The sequence below is a fragment of the Streptomyces sp. NPDC031554 genome, from assembly GCF_055580685.1.
The window spans coordinates 257,069-275,688 of sequence record NZ_JBVIKX010000001.1 but is presented as its reverse complement, the minus strand read 5'-3'; the positions used below and the strand labels follow the sequence as shown (position 1 = coordinate 275,688).

13 protein-coding genes and 1 CRISPR repeat array are annotated in these 18,620 nt (G+C 72.9%); of the genes, 9 read left to right on the top strand and 4 right to left on the bottom strand.

The features are described 5' to 3' along the window. Positions 1-5 precede the first annotated feature (5 nt). The 3 genes from cas3 to ACZ5FU_RS01150 form a co-directional block, all read right to left on the bottom strand. On the bottom strand, positions 6-2,801 hold the full coding sequence (cas3, locus tag ACZ5FU_RS01160) for a CRISPR-associated helicase Cas3' (protein ID WP_469044070.1): 2,796 nt from the start codon (positions 2,799-2,801) through the stop codon (positions 6-8). A gap of 349 nt (positions 2,802-3,150) precedes the next feature. Beyond that, positions 3,151-6,415: a CRISPR direct-repeat array (repeat unit 29 nt; unit sequence CTGCTCCCCGCACCCGCGGGGATGGTCCC). An 89-nt stretch (positions 6,416-6,504) separates the two neighbouring features. After that, positions 6,505-7,287, bottom strand: coding sequence for an alpha/beta fold hydrolase (locus ACZ5FU_RS01155; RefSeq protein ID WP_469044069.1), 783 nt, complete (start codon positions 7,285-7,287; stop codon positions 6,505-6,507). A gap of 38 nt (positions 7,288-7,325) precedes the next feature. Beyond that, the gene (locus tag ACZ5FU_RS01150) at positions 7,326-7,649 is read right to left on the bottom strand and encodes a DUF427 domain-containing protein (RefSeq protein WP_451526206.1); all 324 of its coding nucleotides are present in this window, start codon (positions 7,647-7,649) and stop codon (positions 7,326-7,328) included. Positions 7,650-7,700: 51 nt separating this feature from the next. Here ACZ5FU_RS01150 and ACZ5FU_RS01145 point away from each other — a divergent pair, with 51 nt between their 5' ends. The 5 genes from ACZ5FU_RS01145 to ACZ5FU_RS01125 all read left to right on the top strand — a co-directional run bounded on the left by ACZ5FU_RS01145 (position 7,701) and on the right by ACZ5FU_RS01125 (position 14,809). Continuing rightward, on the top strand, positions 7,701-8,240 hold the full coding sequence (locus tag ACZ5FU_RS01145) for an LOG family protein (RefSeq protein WP_451526207.1): 540 nt from the start codon (positions 7,701-7,703) through the stop codon (positions 8,238-8,240). 64 nt (positions 8,241-8,304) lie between these two features. After that, a complete protein-coding gene (locus ACZ5FU_RS01140; RefSeq protein ID WP_451526208.1) occupies positions 8,305-9,003 on the top strand; it encodes an SDR family oxidoreductase in 699 nt (232 codons plus the stop codon). A gap of 33 nt (positions 9,004-9,036) precedes the next feature. Beyond that, the gene (locus tag ACZ5FU_RS01135; RefSeq protein WP_451526209.1) at positions 9,037-10,077 is read left to right on the top strand and encodes a methionine synthase; all 1,041 of its coding nucleotides are present in this window, start codon (positions 9,037-9,039) and stop codon (positions 10,075-10,077) included. A gap of 15 nt (positions 10,078-10,092) precedes the next feature. Beyond that, positions 10,093-12,288 (top strand): NAD-dependent DNA ligase LigA, encoded by a 2,196-nt coding sequence (gene ligA, locus ACZ5FU_RS01130; RefSeq protein WP_451526210.1) that lies wholly within the window; start codon positions 10,093-10,095, stop codon positions 12,286-12,288. Positions 12,289-12,556: 268 nt separating this feature from the next. After that, positions 12,557-14,809 (top strand): putative bifunctional diguanylate cyclase/phosphodiesterase, encoded by a 2,253-nt coding sequence (locus ACZ5FU_RS01125; RefSeq protein ID WP_469044067.1) that lies wholly within the window; start codon positions 12,557-12,559, stop codon positions 14,807-14,809. 316 nt (positions 14,810-15,125) lie between these two features. On the opposite strand, the gene ACZ5FU_RS01120 is transcribed toward ACZ5FU_RS01125, so the two are convergent. Continuing rightward, positions 15,126-15,710, bottom strand: coding sequence for a TetR/AcrR family transcriptional regulator (locus tag ACZ5FU_RS01120; protein WP_451526212.1), 585 nt, complete (start codon positions 15,708-15,710; stop codon positions 15,126-15,128). 94 nt (positions 15,711-15,804) lie between these two features. On the opposite strand from ACZ5FU_RS01120, the gene ACZ5FU_RS01115 reads away from it, so the two are divergent. From ACZ5FU_RS01115 to ACZ5FU_RS01100, 4 genes are all read left to right on the top strand, one after another. After that, positions 15,805-16,176, top strand: a complete 372-nt coding sequence (locus tag ACZ5FU_RS01115) for a DUF4267 domain-containing protein (protein ID WP_451526213.1) — start codon at positions 15,805-15,807, stop codon at positions 16,174-16,176. Positions 16,177-16,535: 359 nt separating this feature from the next. Then, positions 16,536-16,832: an Asp-tRNA(Asn)/Glu-tRNA(Gln) amidotransferase subunit GatC gene (gene gatC / locus ACZ5FU_RS01110; RefSeq protein WP_018531282.1), complete on the top strand. Its 297-nt coding sequence runs from the start codon at positions 16,536-16,538 to the stop codon at positions 16,830-16,832. Between the two features lie 5 nt (positions 16,833-16,837). After that, positions 16,838-18,346, top strand: coding sequence for an Asp-tRNA(Asn)/Glu-tRNA(Gln) amidotransferase subunit GatA (gatA, locus tag ACZ5FU_RS01105; protein WP_469044066.1), 1,509 nt, complete (start codon positions 16,838-16,840; stop codon positions 18,344-18,346). Next, a complete protein-coding gene (locus tag ACZ5FU_RS01100) occupies positions 18,343-18,585 on the top strand; it encodes a hypothetical protein (protein ID WP_382793859.1) in 243 nt (80 codons plus the stop codon). The genes gatA and ACZ5FU_RS01100 overlap by 4 nt, the downstream gene beginning before the upstream one ends. The last annotated feature ends 35 nt before the right edge of the window (positions 18,586-18,620 follow it).

The window sequence follows — 18,620 nt, the reverse complement described above, 5'->3', positions numbered from 1 at the left end:
TGGGTTCAGGCACGGGTCACCTCCAGGCCGTCCAACGGGCTGTAGCGGAGCGAAAATCCTGCCAGCCGGGTCTGACGGTCCTCGTCGAGCGCGAGAATCAGCTGGTCGGACAGCCACGGGCTGTCCTTGCCCTGCCACGCCGGTACGTACAGCTGCTCCAGCTCGGCGATCGCGCGGTCCAGCGTCTCGGCGTAGGAGAACTGCATCGGCAGCCGCAGCCCGCAACTCGCCGCCGTGCGCGCCGCGAACGGCGTCGGCACCTGGTCCTGCGGCAGGACGAGCCCACCGCGCTGTCGGCCCTTTCGGTCCGGGCTCAGCCAGGGCAGCGTTGTCAGACTGCCGTCGGCACGGCGTTGCACCACGACCACTTCCAGGCTCTCCCGGCTGTCACGGACCTGAGCCCGCCCGGTCCGGGTGTCGTCCGCGTCACCGACCCCTGCCGCCACCCACCCGAACAACGCCCGCCCCGGCCGGTCCACGTCACCGAGACGGAACACGGCGGCCCGCTCGGCCTGACCGGCCCGGAAGCGGTCGAACCTCGCCCGGGCCTCCTCGAAGGAACCGGCCCAGGACGGCGGCCCCACCGAAGCCTCTCCGTAGGCGTCCTGCACGAGCGGGCTGATGTCCGAGGGCAGCCGTACGGGACGCGCCGGCCCGCCGTCCAGATGCGGCCCGAGGACCGCCGCGGACCGCAGCAGCGCATAGGCCCCGTACACGGCGGCCGATCCACGCACCGGGGCGGGCACGTCGGACTGCCAGTCCACGCCGGTCAGCAGGCATGTGGCCGTACGCAGCCGCGCGGGGCGCCCTTCCTGGTTCTCGCCGCGCCGGTGGCGGTGCAACCGGCCCATCCGCTGCAGCAACAGGTCCACCGGGCACAAGTCGCTGACCAGCAGGTCGAAGTCGACGTCCAGGGACTGCTCGGCCACCTGGCTCGCCACGACGATGTGCCGCCCGGAGGGCCGCCCGGTCGCCCTGCCGGGCGGACCGAACCGTCTGAGGAGATCGCTGTCCTTGGCCGCGCGGTCGACATCGACGAAGCACGAGTGCGCCACCGTGACCGCGTCCTCGCCGAATCGGTCCCGCAACACCCGGGCGGCCTCCAACACCCGTCCGACCGTGTTCCGCACGACGAGGGCACACCCGCCGTCCGCCAGCTCCGCCTCGAGCCTGTCCGCGAGGACGTCCAGACCGTCGGACAGCCGCTCCACCCGGACATCCACAGCCCGGGCCGACGCCTCCGGGCACCGCACCACCGGCACACCGCCCGGGGCGACCGCGGTCAGCAACGGGTACTCCCCGTCCCCCCACACGCTCTCCGCCCCGGTGCCGGTCACTCCGGCGTACGCCTCGACCATCTCGCGGCGACGGGCCGCGGGAAGAGTCGCGGACAGCACGACCACCGGAACGCGGTAGGCGCCCAACCAGGCCAGTACCCGGTCGAGGTAGACGCTCATGTAGGTGTCGTAGGCGTGCGCCTCGTCGATCACGACGACTTTTCCCGCCACAGCCAGATGACGCAGCGCCAGGTGACGGCTCTTCAACCCGGCGAACAACAACTGATCCACGGTGCCTGCCACGAACGACGCCAGCATCGCCTTCTTACGGCCCCGCAGCCACGAGTGCGCCACCAGCTCACCGCTCGCGACCCTTCCCTCGCCGCCCGACCGCGGCGCGGGAACCACAGCGTCCACGTCGACAGCGGCCACCCGCCCGCCACGGGCCAGCAGACCGGCGAACTCCTCGTTGAGAGCCGCCTTGGCGTGCGCCAAATGCACGGAGCGCCGGGATCCGCCGCTGCCGGGCAGCCGTTCCAGCCACTCCAGCAACCGCGGGAACATCGCGTTGCCCGTCGCTATCGTGGGCAGGGCGAAGAACACCCCTCCCGCTCCGGAGCGCGCGGCGAAGATCTCGGCCACCGCGAGCGCGGCCTCGGTCTTCCCCTCTCCCATCGGGGCCTCGACGACCATCAGCCCCGGCACTTCCATCGCACGGGCCAGCTCTACGGCCGCTTCCTGGACCGGGCGGACCTTCGCGCCGGCCGGAAGCCCGAACCGCCCCCCGAACAGTTCCTGCGCGTCCCCGGCCGGATCGTCCGCCCGCCACGGCGCCGGCAGGTCCAACCCCCGCCATGCCGCAGCCAGACGTTCCTCACCCGTGCGGGCCGCACCTTCCGGGAAGTACGGGAACAGATCGGGATTACTGGCGATCCAGTCCGAGACGATGACCACCGCGCTCAGCAGCACCTGGACGGTCTGAGGCAGTTTCACCGCCTTCCAGAGGCTGATCCTGTCCCGCACGCCGAAGTGCTCGGCACACGCATCCAGCAGCTCCGTCTGCGTCTGACGCCACACACCGCTGCTGCGGCCCGGAGTCCGTAGCAATTCCTCATGGTCGTAGAGGGCCTTGACCTGGCTGCTCTCCGGCGGCACCCCATGATGTCCGCCCACGGCGACAGCGAACTGGCCGCATTGCCTCGCCGCCCAGCTGTGCCGCTCCTCCAACCACTCGGCAAGCAGCACCTGACCCGCCAGTCCGTGCGGAGCCAACCGCCGGTCCGGCCCCATGGCCTGGCGAGAGCGCATCTCCAGGCCCGCGTCACGCATGACATCGGCGAGTTGGTCGACCTGACAGGCGAAGGCGGGAGTGGCCTTGCCGATGTCGTGGACCCCCGCAAGCCAAACGACGAGCCTGCGCCCGTCCTCCTCTCCGCCCGGCAACTCCTCGGAGATCAGCGCCCGCACGCCGGCCGGCAGCCACTCGTCCCACAGCAGGCCCGCGACAGCGGCACTGTCCTCCATGTGCCGCCACAGGGGCAGCCATCCGTCAGCATCCCGATCATGCTTCGCCCACACCGACCTTGCCGGCGCCTGAAGGCGCGACAGCAGGCCAGAGCGGGAGGTCCCCCCACTGGTCATGACAAAGACCTACAGGCATATCGGAGAGGTGCGGGCAGATTTCAGAAAATAAGCCCGCACTGCGGGTGACGTGAGAATAATGCGCTCCCCGGAATTGCCGAACGCATGTGGCGATCCACTGACCGACGGACGGGCAGCCCAGGAGTGCATGTGCCTTATGTTCCATGTGCCGGAATCGGTGAAAGTATGGAAAACTCGCTCCCGCGACCACCAAACCCGCAGCTCAACCAGTCTGCTCCCCGCACCCGCGGGGATGGTCCCAACAACGGCCGCGGAACGCGCGTGGAAGTCCACTGCTCCCCGCACCCGCGGGGATGGTCCCTCCATCGGGTGTGTGGGGCTGTGGCAGATCAACTGCTCCCCGCACCCGCGGGGATGGTCCCAGGATCCGGTCCCCCTTGCGGTAGCTGTCCTGACTGCTCCCCGCACCCGCGGGGATGGTCCCCACACGTAAGGGTGTAATGCACCTACCTCGTACCTGCTCCCCGCACCCGCGGGGATGGTCCCGGGGGTTCTCCTACGTGATGCGGCGGCGCACGCTGCTCCCCGCACCCGCGGGGATGGTCCCAGTCCGCTGTCCCCGCCCGTGAGTCCGTTGAGCTGCTCCCCGCACCCGCGGGGATGGTCCCGAGCGGGCGGCGAGGGACTGCTGGCGGAAGGCCTGCTCCCCGCACCCGCGGGGATGGTCCCGTCGTCTACGTCGGAGACATGGACGAACAGAACTGCTCCCCGCACCCGCGGGGATGGTCCCGCCGCGGCCTCCTCGACCGCGACGAGGCCCGTCTGCTCCCCGCACCCGCGGGGATGGTCCCGCGTCCTTCACGCGAGGGCCTTCCGGATCGGCCTGCTCCCCGCACCCGCGGGGATGGTCCCTGCTCGGCTCGCCCACCACGCTCGGCCAGGACCTGCTCCCCGCACCCGCGGGGATGGTCCCCGACGTACGTCTTGTTCGGGCCGCGCGCCTTGCTGCTCCCCGCACCCGCGGGGATGGTCCCATCGCCCCCATGGTGCCCGAGCTGCTCGGCCCCTGCTCCCCGCACCCGCGGGGATGGTCCCCATGGGACGTGCATCCCGTGCCCGGACCGCTCCTGCTCCCCGCACCCGCGGGGATGGTCCCACCTCCGGCAAGTCGGCTCACATGGCGTTCCTCTGCTCCCCGCACCCGCGGGGATGGTCCCCGTCGCGATGGCCGCGTCGGCCGACACACTCGCTGCTCCCCGCACCCGCGGGGATGGTCCCTTCCCGAACCTCGTCAAAGCCACGGGAGTGATCTGCTCCCCGCACCCGCGGGGATGGTCCCCTGTGGAACTTCCCGCCCCCGTTGTTCCGGCCCTGCTCCCCGCACCCGCGGGGATGGTCCCTCCCCCCGCCGCCGGAGCGGGTGAGGCTCCGTCTGCTCCCCGCACCCGCGGGGATGGTCCCTCCCGCAGGGGGGCCCACGTACGGCCGCCGTCCTGCTCCCCGCACCCGCGGGGATGGTCCCCACCCGGACGTCTCGAAGTTGCGATGCCGGATCTGCTCCCCGCACCCGCGGGGATGGTCCCTCCCGCAGGGCGGGGATGAGCTGGACGTGGTCCTGCTCCCCGCACCCGCGGGGATGGTCCCGCCGTCCTGCGGTTCTGCCTGAAGGTCATGGGCTGCTCCCCGCACCCGCGGGGATGGTCCCTCGGCGAGGGTGTTGGAGAAGGTGCCGACGGCCTGCTCCCCGCACCCGCGGGGATGGTCCCGGCGCCGTGAGGCCCAGCAGGACGTCCTGTGGCTGCTCCCCGCACCCGCGGGGATGGTCCCGCGCTGAAGGCGCGGAACTCCATCATCGTCGACTGCTCCCCGCACCCGCGGGGATGGTCCCGGGCACGCCAAGCCCAAGATTTCCCTGATCAACTGCTCCCCGCACCCGCGGGGATGGTCCCGACTCACACGGCATCTGGGTCGCCGGCGCCCTCTGCTCCCCGCACCCGCGGGGATGGTCCCTCCTCACGCACCGGGAAGGACAGTTCGTCCGGCTGCTCCCCGCACCCGCGGGGATGGTCCCCGAGCAGACCAGCACCGCCGCACCTCTGCCGACTGCTCCCCGCACCCGCAGGGATGGTCCCGGGTCGACCGAATGCGCGCCGGGCACCATGCCCTGCTCCCCGCACCCGCAGGGATGGTCCCATCTCGCCACACAGCCGGAGATCCTTCCGGACCTGCTCCCCGCACCCGCAGGGATGGTCCCGGCTCCGCCGCCGAACTCCCGCAGTACGCGCACTGCTCCCCGCACCCGCAGGGATGGTCCCGACGTTCGGCACCTGGAAGATCAAGGGCACTGCTGCTCCCCGCACCCGCAGGGATGGTCCCGAGCTGGGGTCCTGTCCGTTTTGAGGGGCCGTCTGCTCCCCGCACCCGCGGGGATGGTCCGGTGCCGAGGACGTCGAGGTTGCAGCGCGTGCTCTGCTCCCCGCACCCGCGGGGATGGTCCCGTCGCCGACCACACCACCCTCAACGCCTCCGGGCTGCTCCCCGCACCCGCGGGGATGGTCCCTGGGCGACCGCGCACATTGAGTGGGACCCGACCTGCTCCCCGCACCCGCGGGGATGGTCCCCTTCCCGCCCACGGTCCACCCAGCGAGGATCCCTGCTCCCCGCACCCGCGGGGATGGTCCCGTGACGCCGGATATGCACCATATGCCTTTGTGCTGCTCCCCGCACCCGCGGGGATGGTCCCTGAGCCGCCGAGGCGGCGTCCCACGCGGGGGCCTGCTCCCCGCACCCGCGGGGATGGTCCCACCCCGGAAGCCTCCACCCCGTCCGCGACGCTCTGCTCCCCGCACCCGCGGGGATGGTCCCCTCGTGGGGGACGCGCAACAGGGCAAGTCCACCTGCTCCCCGCACCCGCGGGGATGGTCCCGCCATATGGGCCGGGGGCGGACCCACCCACAACTGCTCCCCGCACCCGCGGGGATGGTCCCGGACCGTCGGCCTGGAACGCCGTAGTGGCGGCCTGCTCCCCGCACCCGCGGGGATGGTCCCGGTGGATGCGCACGGTCTTGCCCGCGGGCCCCCTGCTCCCCGCACCCGCGGGGATGGTCCCGGCTCGTCCAAGGGCCGCATGGGCATCAAGGACTGCTCCCCGCACCCGCGGGGATGGTCCCCTCGGCGGCCCGGCCCCAGTTCACGGTGTCGCCTGCTCCCCGCACCCGCGGGGATGGTCCCGACGCCGACAAAAAGCGCGGATACCGAGCGATCTGCTCCCCGCACCCGCGGGGATGGTCCCACGGGTTCCTGGCAGATCCGGCGACTGCGGAACTGCTCCCCGCACCCGCGGGGATGGTCCCGTGCGGGCCAGCATCTGGGCCTCGGCCAGCTGTTGCTCCCCGCACCCGCGGGGATGGTCCCCCGTCGACCTGGAGGCGCTCGGCCGTGGCGTCCTGCTCCCCGCACCCGCGGAGATGGTCCCTACGTGTGGAACAACGACCACGACACTGCCACCTGCTCCCCGCACCCGCGGGGATGGTTCCTGCAAGAACGGAGCGCCACGGCTGAGTGCAGAGCAGACGGGTCGGTGAGGAGGGTGTGCCGATGCCCACGACGGGCACCGGCACGCGGCCTACTGCGCGAAGAACTCCGCCAGCACAGGCGCCAGCACGTTCGGGTCCACCATGTGGGTCTGGTCCGGCAGGGTGCGACAGGTGCCCTCGGGCACGGCCTCCGCGATCGTCTCGGCGGCTCGGCGCAGCCAGTCCGGGCTGGCCGAGCCGGCCAGGGACAGGACGGGGACGGTGATCGAGGCCAGCCGTTCGCGGGGGACCAGGCCGTCGCGCAGGACGGCGTCGTCGTAGGCCAGGGTGGGGGCGATGGCCTCCATGGCGGGCCACATCGGGGACTGGCGGGCGCCCTGGATCATCTCCTCCGCCAGGCCCGTCAGGCGCAGGAACAGGGCCACCGCGTCCCCGCGGCGGTCCTGCTCCAGCGCCTCCGTCAGATCCCGGGTGTAGGCGGCGCGTTCCCCGGCGCCGCCCTCGGAGAAGTCCGCGAACGGCACCTCGTACACCGCCACCCGGCTCACCGGCAGCCCGGCGGCCGCCGCCTCCAGGGCCAGCGCGCCGCCCGAGGAGACGCCGTACAGGGCCGCCTCCCCGCCCGCCGCCTCGATCAGCGCCGCCAGGTCCTCGACCTCGCGTTCCACCGCGTACGGCGCCGTGTCGCCGCTCTCGCCGCGGCCCCGGCGGTCGTACCAGTAGGCGGTGTGCTGCCGGGCGAGGAGCTTGGCCAGGGGCGCCACCGTGCCGCCCGCCGACATCGCCCCGCTCACCAGGATGACCGCGGGGCCCCGCCCGGCGCGGTCGTACGCGAGGGAGGTGCCGTCACGGGAAAGGGTCTTCTTGTCCATGCCTGTGCAGACTGCCCCAGGACACGGGAGTTATCGGTCTACGACACCTCCGCTTCGTAGAAGCACAGGTGGTCCTTGATCTGTTCGACGTCCGGTTTCGGGTCGGGATACGCCCACACGAGGTCGGGCGCGTCCGGCAGCGACCAGTAGGACGCCGTGCCCTTGAACGGGCAGTGGGTGTGGGTGTCGGAAGGGGTGAGGAGGTCCAGGCGCACGTCCTCGGGGGGAAGGTAGTAGCGCACCGGGCAGCCGGTCTCCCTGAGGATCAGGGGCCGGTCCGTCTCGGCCAGCACCTGGTCCCCGTGGACGACCCGCACGTGCCGGGTGCCCCGCTCGATCGTGATCGTGTGTCCGTCGGCCATGACGAGGACAGCGCGCGCGGGTCCCCGGTTGTTCCCGCGTACCGTGGCGGCATGCGCATCTGTGTCTTCCTCTCCGCCGCCGACCTCGACGACCGCTACACCGGGCCCGCCCGCGAATTCGCCGAACTGCTCGGCAAGGGCGGGCACACCCTCGTGTGGGGCGGCTCCGACGTCGGGCTGATGAAGGTGGTCGCCGACGGCGTGCAGGAGGCGGGCGGGCGGCTCTGCGGGGTCTCCGTGGACTTCCTCGCGGCCAGGGCCCGGCCCGGCGCCGACGAGATGGTGATCGCGAGGGACCTGGCCGAGCGGAAGCGGCTGCTCCTGGAGAAGGCCGACGCGGTGGTGATCATGGTCGGCGGGACCGGGACGCTGGACGAGGCCACCGAGATCCTGGAGCTGAAGAAGCACGGCCACACCGACATGCCCGTCGTCCTGCTGAACACCGCCGGCTTCTACGACGGCCTCAAGGAGCAGTTCCGGCGCATGGAGGCCGAGGGATTCCTGCCCCGGCCCCTCACCGACCTGGTGTTCTTCGCGGAGGAGCCGGTCGGGGCGCTCGCCCACCTCGAGGAGAGCCGGGGCATCTCCTGAACCGCCGCGGCACCGCCCGGACCGCCGGACCTGCGGTGACCGCCGGACCGGCGGTGGTGCGAGCATGGCGGGCATGGCTACTCATGTGATCACCGGGGCGGGCTCCGGCATCGGCGCGGCCGTCGCCCGCCGGCTCCACGCGCGCGGGGACGACCTCGTGCTGCACGCGCGGGACGCGGGACGGGCGAAGGAACTCGCGGCGGACTTCCCCGGCGCGCGGACCCTGGTCGGTGACCTCGCGGACCCCGACAGACTCAGCTGGGCCTTCTCCCACCAGTCGCTGCCGGAGCGGGTGGACTCGCTGCTGCACGTCGCCGGGGTGGTCGACCTCGGGCCGGTCGGCGAGCTGACCCCGAAGGCGTGGCGCCACCAGCTCAACGTCAACCTCGTCGCCCCCGCCGAACTGACCCGGCACTTCCTGCCCCAGCTGCGGGCGGCCCGCGGGCACGTGGTGTTCGTCAACTCCGGGGCGGGGCTGCGGGCGAGCGCCGACTGGTCGGCCTACGCCGCCTCCAAGCACGGGCTGAAGGCGCTGGCGGACTCCCTGCGCGCGGAGGAGCACGGCAACGGGGTGCGGGTGACCTCCGTGTACCCGGGCCGTACGGCCAGCCCCATGCAGGCCAAGGTCCACCAGCAGGAGGGGAAGGCGTACGACCCCGGCGAGTGGATCGACCCCGAGTCGGTCGCGACGACGATCCTCATGGCGGTCGACCTGCCGCGGGACGCGGAGGTCAACGACCTGACGGTGCGTCCGGGCCGGTAGCGGGAGGGCGTGGCGGGCCCTCCCCGCCACGGGATGCGTGGGGGCGTCCCCGGAGTACGTAGGCTTCCCTCCGTGAACGCACACTTCAGGTTCGGGCCCGCGACGGGGATCGGTTCGATGCCCGGCGGTGACGCCAGGGAGGCCGCCAGGACGGTCACCGGGTCCTTCGAGGACTTCCCCTTCCTCGCCGAACTGCCCGGCAGGGGCCCCGGCGCCGACATGATCGGCCGCACCGCCGGGATGCTCGTCGAGCTGTACGCGCGCGTGGAGCCCAGCGGCTGGCGCCTCGGCGACCGCCCCGGCCGGGACACCCGGCGGGCCGTGTCCTGGCTGCGGGAGGACCTCGACGCCCTGGAGGAGGCCACCCAGGGCTTCGAGGGACAGCTGAAGGTGCAGGCCGTCGGCCCGTGGAGCCTCGCCGCCGCCCTGGAGCTGCGGGGCGGCGAGGCCGCCCTCTCCGACCCCGGTGCCTGCCGCGACCTCGCCGCCTCCCTCGCGGAGGGCCTGCGCCTGCACCTCGCCGAGGTCGGGCGCCGGGTCCCGGGCGCCCAGGTCGTCCTCCAGCTCGACGAGCCCTCCCTCACCGCCGTGCTGCGCGGCCGCGTCCGGTCCGCCAGCGGCTACCGCACCTACCGCGCCGTGGACCGCCAGGTCGTCGAGGCCACGCTCCGCGAGACCGTCGGGGTGCACGGCGGCGGCCCCGTCGTGGTGCACTCGTGCGCGCCCGACGTCCCGTTCGCCCTGCTGCGCAGGGCCGGCGCGACGGCCGTCTCGTTCGACTTCTCGCTCCTCACCGAACGTGACGACGAGCAGATCGGCGAGGCGGTGGAGGCGGGCACCCGGCTGTTCGCCGGTGTCGTCCCGGGCACGGATGCCGCGTTGTCGGACCCTGCCGGTAGCGTCATGGGTGTCAGGACGCTGTGGCGCAGGCTGGGGCTGCGACCGGACCTCCTCGCGGAGGCCGTGACGGTCACTCCGGCGTGCGGCCTCGCGGGGGCCTCCCCCGCGTACGCGCGGCAGGCACTCGCCCACTGCGTCCGGGCGGCGAGATCCCTCGCGGACAACCCAGAGTAACGGGAGGACGACACGGTGGCCGGGGACAGGCAAGCGGAGACGACGGTGCCCACGCAGGCACGGGAGAAGCACGCGCAGCTCGCCGAGCAGATCGAGGAGCACCGCTTCCGGTACTACGTGAAGGACGCCCCCGTCGTCAGCGACGCGGAGTTCGACCGCCTGCTGCGCTCCCTGGAGGCGCTGGAGGAGGAGCACCCCGGGCTGCGCACCCCCGACTCGCCCACCCAGAAGGTCGCCGGCGCGTACGAGACGGAGTTCACCGCCGTCCAGCACCGCGAGCGGATGCTCTCGCTGGACAACGCCTTCGACGACCTGGAGCTGGCCGCCTGGGCCGAGCGCGTCCACAAGGACGTCGGCGCCTCCGCGTACCATTTTCTGTGTGAGCTGAAGGTCGACGGCCTCGCCGTCAACCTGACGTACGAGAACGGCCGGCTCACCCGCGCGGCCACCCGCGGCGACGGCCGCACGGGCGAGGACATCACGCCCAACGTGCGCACCATCGCGGACATCCCCGACCGGCTGACCGGCGACGGCGTCCCCTCCCTCGTCGAGATCCGCGGCGAGGTCTACTTCCCGATGGAGAAGTTCGAGGAGCTGAACGCCCGTCTGGTCGCGGCCGGCGACAAGCCCTTCGCCAACCCGCGCAACGCGGCGGCCGGTTCCCTGCGCCAGAAGGACCCGCGCGTCACCGCGGGCCGCCCCCTGCACATGGTGGTCCACGGCATCGGCGCCCTGGAGGGGTACGAGGGCCTCGCCCGCCTCTCCGGGGCCTACGACCTCCTCAAGTCCTGGGGCCTGCCCACCTCCCGGCACAACAAGGTGGTCGACGGCCTCGACGGCGTACGGGAGTTCATCGCGTACTACGGCGAGAACCGGCACTCCGTGGAGCACGAGATCGACGGTGTCGTCGTCAAGCTCGACGAGATCCGACTCCAGGGACGGCTCGGCTCCACGGCCCGCGCGCCGCGCTGGGCGATCGCCTACAAGTACGCGCCGGAGGAGGTCAACACCAAACTCCTCAACATCCGCGTGGGCGTGGGCCGTACCGGCCGCGTCACGCCGTACGCGCAGGTCGAGCCGGTGACCGTGGCCGGTTCCGAGGTCGAGTTCGCGACCCTGCACAACCAGGACGTCGTCAAGGCCAAGGGTGTCCTCATCGGCGACACCGTGGTGCTGCGCAAGGCCGGTGACGTCATCCCGGAGATCCTCGGACCGGTCGCCGACCTGCGGGACGGCAGCGAGCGCGCGTTCGTCATGCCGTCCGAGTGCCCCGAGTGCGGCACCCCGCTGCGGCCGATGAAGGAGGCCGACGTCGACCTGCGGTGCCCCAACGCCCGCACGTGCCCCGCCCAGTTGCGCGAACGGCTCTTCTACCTCGCGGGCCGCAAGGCCCTGGACATCGACCACTTCGGGTACGTCGCCGCCGCGGCCCTCACCAAGCCGCTGGAGCCGGCGGAGCCGCCGCTCACCGACGAGGGCGACCTGTTCGACCTCACCATCGAGCAGCTGCTGCCGATCAAGGCGTACGTCCTCGACCAGGACAGCGGTCTGCCCAAGCGGGACCCGAAGACGGGTGAGGAGAAGATCGCCACCGTCTTCGCCAACCAGCAGGGCGAGCCGAAGAAGAACGCGCTCGCCATGCTGGAGACCATCGCGGCCGCCAGGGAGCGGCCGCTGGCCCGGCTCCTCACCGGCTTGTCCATCCGGCACGTGGGTCCGGTCGCGGCCGAGGCGCTGGCCCGCGAGTTCCGCTCCGTCGACCGCATCGAACAGGCGACCGAGGAGGAGCTGGCCGGCACCGACGGCGTGGGCCCGATCATCGCGGCCTCCCTCAAGGAGTGGTTCGCCGAGGACTGGCACCGCGAGATCCTCCGCAAGTGGAAGGCCGCCGGCGTCCGCATGGAGGAGGAGGGTTCCGGCGAGGACGAGGGGCCGCGTCCGCTGGAGGGCCTCACCGTCGTGGTCACCGGCACCCTGGAGCACTTCACCCGGGACGGCGCCAAGGACGCCCTCCAGAGCCGCGGGGCGAAGGTGACCGGATCGGTGTCGAAGAAGACCTCGTTCGTCGTCGTGGGCGACAGCCCCGGATCGAAGTACGACAAGGCGGTGCAGCTCAAGGTTCCGGTGCTGGACGAGGACGGCTTCACGGTCCTGCTCGAACAGGGGCCGGAGGCGGCTGCCGAGGCCGCCCTGCCGGCCGACGGGACGTGAGGACCGGCGGCCGAAGGCCACCCGATCGGCGCATACCAGACGCTTACGGGTGCCGGGGGCGCATTCGGGCAACCGTCGGCGACCGCTGCCCGTGAAAGCCTTCCGCGGCCTACTGTTGAGAAGTGCGCCCGCCGTGCCCCCGCCACGGCCGGGGCGTCCCCCCGCTCCTGGCGAGCGGGGGCAAGGGTCCTCCAACGCGGCGCCCGCGCAAGGCCGTCGGGCGGCGGACCGCGTCGCGTGGGCACCGACGGCTGTGAGAGGGACGGGAATGGAACCGACCGAGAGCGCCGCCCCGGACACTGGGCTGCCCCGGCGCCGGGTCACCGACGCCTGGTGGGGCAGCCGGTGGGTGGCGTGGTCAGAGCGGCCCCCGGGCGGCCCGGCCCGCGCCGGCGACCCGCTCACCCGGACGGACCAGCGCGCCCTCGCCCCGTTCCCGCCCGGCACCGACGCCTTCGGACCGTACGGCCCCGGCGGGGAACGGCACCTGCCCTGGCCCGCGCTCCCGGCGGCCGTCGTCGCGGCCGCCGGGTTCGCCCTCGGCGCCGCCTTCTACCGGGCCTTCACCTCCAGCCACGCGCTGTTCCCGTCCGGCACCGTCGGCTGGTCGCTGGCCGTGCTGACCGGCATCGTCGTCGGCCACCTCGTCCTGCTCGGCCGGGCCCGCTGGTGGGGCGGCACCGGTTCCGGAGCCGCCCTCACCCTCGCCGTCCTGCTGCTCTACGGCTGGCTGCCCGCCGGACTGGTCAGCCTCACCGTCGTCGTCCTGGTCGGCATAGCCCGCCGCCACCGCTGGCGGCAGGGAGTGCTCCACGGCGCGGTGGACATCCTCGGCATCGGCACGGGCGCGCTGCTGCTCGCCGTGTGCGGGCCGGTGCCGTCCGTGGAGCGGCCCTGGACCCCCGACACCTGGACGCTCTACACCGCGCCCCAGGTGGTGCTGGTCGCCGTCGCCTACCTCGCCGTCACCCGCGTCCTGCTCTGGTACCTGCACAACCCCCGCGGCGGCAGTCTGCCCACCGTCGCCCGCACGGCCCTGCTCAGACAGGGCCTGGTGGCCGTCGCCCTGCTGGGCATCGCCCCGCTGGTGTGCGTCGTCGCCGTGGCCGAACCGGTCCTGCTGCCGTTGTTCGCCATCCCGCTCATCGCCCTCGACTCCACGCTGTGGATGGCCCGCGCCCGCGCCGAGGAGCAGTTGCGCGACCCGCTCACCGGGCTGCCCAACCGGCAGTGGCTCGGGGAGCGGATCTGGACCGCCCTCGACGACGCCGAACGGATCGGCGCCCGCGCGGCGCTCATGCTGATCGACCTCGACCGGTTCCGGTCGGTCAACGACACCCTCGGCCATCTCGCCGGGGACCGGCTGCTGCTGCAGATAGCCGACCGGCTCCGGCTGGCCCTCCCGCGCGGGGCCGAGGTCGCCCGGCTCGGCGGCGACGAGTTCGCCGTCTTACTGCCCGTGGCCGACTCCACGACCTCCGCGACCCGCGTCGCCCGCGGACTCGTCGCCGGCCTCGGCTCACCGCTCGACCTCGACGGGCTCACCCTCGTCCTGGAGGCCAGCGCCGGGGTCGCCGTCTTCCCCGACCACGCACTCGACGCCGAAGGGCTGCTGCGGCGGGCCGACGTGGCGATGTACCAGGCCAAGCGCGACCGTACGGGCGTCGAGGTCTACGAGTCCAAGCGCGACTCCAACACGCCCGACCGGCTCGGTCTGCTGGGCGATCTGCGCCGCGCGCTCGACGCGCACGAGGTCCAGCTCCACTACCAGCCCAAGGTCCGCTTCGACGGACAGGTCGCCGGGCTCGAGGCGCTGGTGCGGTGGGTCCACCCCGAGCGGGGGAAGGTACCGCCGGACGAGTTCATCGCGATCGCCGAGTCCTCCGGACTGATGCCCCACCTCACCGAGTACGTGCTGGACACGGCCCTCGCCCAGGTCGCCCGGTGGCGGGCCGAGGGCCTGCACGTGCCCGTCGCGGTCAACGTCTCCCCGCGCGACGTGCACATCCCCGGATTCGCCGGCTCCGTCGCGGCGCGGCTCGCCCGGTACGGGGTGCCCGCGGCGGCGCTCCAGCTCGAGATCACGGAGCACGTCCTCCTGGAGGACCCCCAGCGCGCCGCCGACACCCTCAACGCGCTCACCGGACACGGCGTGAAGATGTCCCTCGACGACTTCGGCACCGGCTACTCCTCGCTGGTCCACCTGCGGCGCCTGCCGGTGAGCGAGCTGAAGATCGACCGGTCCTTCGTGGCCCGGCTGGCGGTGGACACCGAGGACGCGGAGATCGTGCGCTGCACGGTCGACCTCGCGCATTCCCTCGGGCTGCTCGTGGTCGCGGAGGGCGTCGAGGACGACGAGACGTGGGAGCGGCTGCGCGACCTCGGCTGCGACGCCGTGCAGGGCTGGCTGGTCGCGGCGGCGATGCCCCCGGAGGAGACCACGGCGTGGCTGCGCGCCCGCGGGACGCGGGGCTGGCAGCGGCCCGCGGCGGCGGCGTTGCCCGCGGCCTCCGAGGAGTGATCCCGCCACCCGTCCGGCCGGGCGGGGACGGCCCTCCCCGGTAGCGGTCCCTCGCCGTCGGCGTCCTCGCGCGGCGGTTCGGGTGCGCCGGTCCGGGGAGCCTCGCCCGCCTGTCGGTCAGGCTGGTCGAGGGATTCCCCTCCCCGGTGGTGGCGTCTCCCCGTCGGCTCTCCGGCCCGGCCGTCGGCCCGCTCGCGCCCGTGTCACGTCCCGTTCCGCCGAGCCCCGGTGGTGTCCCGCGCGGCCGCGTCCCGGACACGCGTCCCGTCGGCCGCATCCGGGCCTCCGGCCGCGGCCGGTGCACCCGGCCGGGGTCTCAGTCCGTGCCCGCCGCGAAGTGGTCGATCAGCAGCCGGAGCCGCCGCTCGTGGGCCGCCTCCGGGAGACGGCCGCTGCGCATCAGCGTGGTGAGGCCGTGGAGGCCGGCCCAGTAGGTCTCCGTCAGGAGCGCGGGCTCCTCGCCGGGGGCCGCCACCGGGCTCACGGCCGCCAGCAGTTCGCCGAAGGCCTCCTGCAGCGCCGCCGGGGCCTCGGGGGTGGCGAACGGGAGCCCGACCGCGTGCGTGAACATCGCGTCGTAGAGCGCGGGACGCCGGCGCGCGAAGTCGGTGTACGCCGTTCCGACGGCCGCGAGCGACTCCCGGGCGCCGGTGACGCCCGACCGCGCCGCCCGCATGTCCCGCGCCAGCTCCGCGCAGCCCTCCACCGCGACCGCCGCCATGATCGCGTCCTTGCCCTTGAAGTGGCTGTAGAGGACCGGCTGGCTGTACTCGATCTCGGCCGCGAGCCGACGGGTGGTGACCGCGTCCCAGCCCTCGGCCTCCGCCAGTTCGCGCGCGGCCGTGACGATCAGCCGTTCGCGCTCCGCTCGTTCGCGCTCCCGGCGCGTCTGGATCGACATGCTCTGGATTCTAGCAGCGCTAGCCATTCTTGCGACGCTCTGCTAGCTTCGCTCCAGTTGCTAGCGCCGCTAGCAAAACGGGAGGAGATCCGTCATGACCGTCACCGCCCACACCCTGGCCGTCGTGCTCGACCTGTTCATCCTGTTCATCGGGGCCCGCTTCCTGCTCCAGCCCCGGGCCTCCGCCGCCGGTTACGGCGTCCCGGCCGAACCCGGCGGCGACGCCGGCGCCTACCTCACCGTCAAGGGCCTGCGCGACGGCACCCTCGGCGTTCTCGGGCTCGCCCTGCTGGTCTTCGTCGGCGCCCGCGCCGAGGCCTGGTTCATGCTGTGCGCGGCGATCATCCCGTTCGCCGACACGGTGATCGTGCTGCGGCACGGCGGAACGAGGGCCGTGGCCTTCGGGGTCCACTTCGCCACGGCCGTGGTCGTGCTGATCAGCGCCGGTCTGCTGTTCGCCGTCTGACGCGCGGGAAGAGAACGGAGAGGACGGAGAGGATGAAGAGGGTGAAGAGGGTGCGGAGGCCCGGCGGCGCGGCGCGCCCGCCCGCGGAGCACCCGCGGGGGGCGCCGGACCCGAGGGCCTCCGCGCCGTCCGGCACCCGCGCGCGGACCGTTCCCCCGCGGCGGGGCCCGCGGCGCCCGCCGTGACCGGCCCGCGGTGCCCGCCGTGAAGGGGACCGCGACGGGACCGCGACGGGACCGCGCGGGGTGCCGCGGCAGGGGCGCGAAGAGGGCCGCCCGGCCGACCGTTTCACGGGGACGCGCCGCCGCCCCATAGGATTGGACCCCAAAGCACACTCACTCACCCCAGAGGAACGCTGCATGCCTGGCATCACGCGCGAGGAGGTCGCCCACCTCGCCCGGCTGGCGCGTCTGGAGCTGAAGCCCGAAGAGCTCGATCACTTCGCGGGACAGCTGGACGACATCATCGGCGCGGTCGCCCGCGTCAGCGAGGTCGCCGACCAAGACGTACCGCCGACCTCGCACCCGCTCCCGCTGACGAACGTCATGCGCGCGGACGAGGTCCGTCCGTCGCTCACCCCCGAGCAGGCGCTCTCCGGCGCCCCGGCCCAGGAGCAGCAGCGTTTCAAGGTGCCGCAGATCCTGGGGGAGGACTAACCGCAATGACGGTCAAGAACATCGAACACTGCATCAAGCTCACCGCGGCCGAGATCGCCGCGAGGATCGCCTCCGGCGACCTCACGGCCGTCGAGGTCACCGAGGCCCACCTGGCCCGCATCGAGGCCGTCGACGAGAAGGTGCACGCCTTCCTGCACGTCGACCGCGAGGGCGCCCTCGCCCAGGCCCGTGCCGTCGACGAGAAGCGGGCCCGCGGCGAGAAGCTCGGCCCGCTCGCCGGCGTCCCGCTGGCACTCAAGGACATCTTCACCACCGAGGGCATCCCGACGACCGTCGGCTCGAAGATCCTCGAGGGCTGGATCCCGCCGTACGACGCGACGCTCACCAAGCGGCTGAAGGCCGCCGACGTCGTCATCCTCGGCAAGACCAACATGGACGAGTTCGCCATGGGGTCCTCGACGGAGAACAGCGCCTTCGGCCCCACCGGCAACCCCTGGGACCTCACCCGCATCCCCGGCGGCTCCGGCGGCGGTTCCTCCGCCGCCCTCGCCTCCTACGAGGCCCCCCTCGCCATCGGCACCGACACCGGCGGCTCCATCCGCCAGCCGGCCGCCGTCACCGGCACGGTCGGCGTGAAGCCGACGTACGGCGCGGTGTCCCGCTACGGCATGGTCGCCTTCTCCTCCTCCCTCGACCAGGGCGGCCCCTGCGCCCGCACGGTCCTGGACGCGGCCCTGCTGCACGAGGTGATCGCCGGGCACGACCCGCTGGACTCGACGTCGATCGACGCGCCCGTCCCGCCGGTCGTCGAGGCCGCCCGCAACGGCAGCGTGGCGGGCATGCGCGTCGGCGTCGTCAAGCAGTTCCGCGGCGAGGGCTACCAGGCCGGCGTCATCCAGCGGTTCGAGGAGTCCGTCGCGCTGCTGAAGGAACTGGGCGCCGAGATCGTCGAGCTGGACTGCCCGTCCTTCGACCTGGCGCTGTCGGCGTACTACCTGATCGCGCCCTCGGAGTGCTCCTCCAACCTCGCCCGCTTCGACGGCCTGCGCTACGGCGTCCGCACCGGCGACGACGGCACGCGCTCCGCCGAGGACGTGACCTCCCTCACCCGTGAGGCGGGCTTCGGCCCCGAGGTCAAGCGCCGCATCATGCTCGGCACGTACGCCCTGTCGAGCGGCTACTACGACGCCTACTACGGCTCCGCCCAGAAGGTCCGCACGCTCATCACGCGCGACTTCGAGAAGGCCTTCGAGCAGGTCGACGTGATCGTCTCGCCGACCACGCCCACCACCGCCTTCCCGATCGGCGAGCGCGCCGACGACCCGATGGCGATGTACCTGGCCGACCTGTGCACCATCCCCACCAACCTGGCGGGCAACGCGGCCATGTCGCTGCCCTGCGGTCTCGCTCCCGAGGACAACCTCCCCGTCGGCCTCCAGATCATCGCCCCGGCGCTGAAGGACGACAGGCTGTACAAGGTCGGCGCCGCCGTCGAGGCCGCCTTCGTGGAAAAGTGGGGCCACCCGCTGCTCGAGGAGGCTCCGTCGCTGTGAGCAAGACACTGTCCAAGGCCAAGGGCTTCAAGAAGTCCAAGTCCGGTCTCTACGTCTCGATGGCCACGTCGGCCTTCGGCGCGATCGGCGTCGTCAAGCAGATCAGGAAGGCCCGCACCGACAGCGACACGCTGCGGCTGCTGGACGCCGTCGTGACCGGCGCGGCGGTCGTCACCAACCTGGCCATTCTCTACCGCGAGCTGAAGCGGCTGGGCGACGACGACGTCCTGCTGGGCTGAGGCCCCCGTCGGGGCCGGACTCCGGTCCGGCCCCG

Excerpts from the sequence above, each read along its gene's own strand:
- cas3 (WP_469044070.1), bottom strand. The coding sequence starts at position 2,801 with ATGGAGGACAGTGCCGCTGTCGCGGGCCTGCTGTGGGACGAGTGGCTG.
- ACZ5FU_RS01155 (WP_469044069.1), bottom strand. The coding sequence starts at position 7,287 with ATGGACAAGAAGACCCTTTCCCGTGACGGCACCTCCCTCGCGTACGAC.
- ACZ5FU_RS01150 (WP_451526206.1), bottom strand. The coding sequence starts at position 7,649 with ATGGCCGACGGACACACGATCACGATCGAGCGGGGCACCCGGCACGTG.
- ACZ5FU_RS01145 (WP_451526207.1), top strand. The coding sequence starts at position 7,701 with ATGCGCATCTGTGTCTTCCTCTCCGCCGCCGACCTCGACGACCGCTAC.
- ACZ5FU_RS01140 (WP_451526208.1), top strand. The coding sequence starts at position 8,305 with ATGGCGGGCATGGCTACTCATGTGATCACCGGGGCGGGCTCCGGCATC.
- ACZ5FU_RS01135 (WP_451526209.1), top strand. The coding sequence starts at position 9,037 with ATGCGTGGGGGCGTCCCCGGAGTACGTAGGCTTCCCTCCGTGAACGCA.
- ACZ5FU_RS01125 (WP_469044067.1), top strand. The coding sequence starts at position 12,557 with ATGGAACCGACCGAGAGCGCCGCCCCGGACACTGGGCTGCCCCGGCGC.
- ACZ5FU_RS01120 (WP_451526212.1), bottom strand. The coding sequence starts at position 15,710 with ATGTCGATCCAGACGCGCCGGGAGCGCGAACGAGCGGAGCGCGAACGG.
- ACZ5FU_RS01115 (WP_451526213.1), top strand. The coding sequence starts at position 15,805 with ATGACCGTCACCGCCCACACCCTGGCCGTCGTGCTCGACCTGTTCATC.
- gatC (WP_018531282.1), top strand. The coding sequence starts at position 16,536 with ATGCCTGGCATCACGCGCGAGGAGGTCGCCCACCTCGCCCGGCTGGCG.
- gatA (WP_469044066.1), top strand. The coding sequence starts at position 16,838 with ATGACGGTCAAGAACATCGAACACTGCATCAAGCTCACCGCGGCCGAG.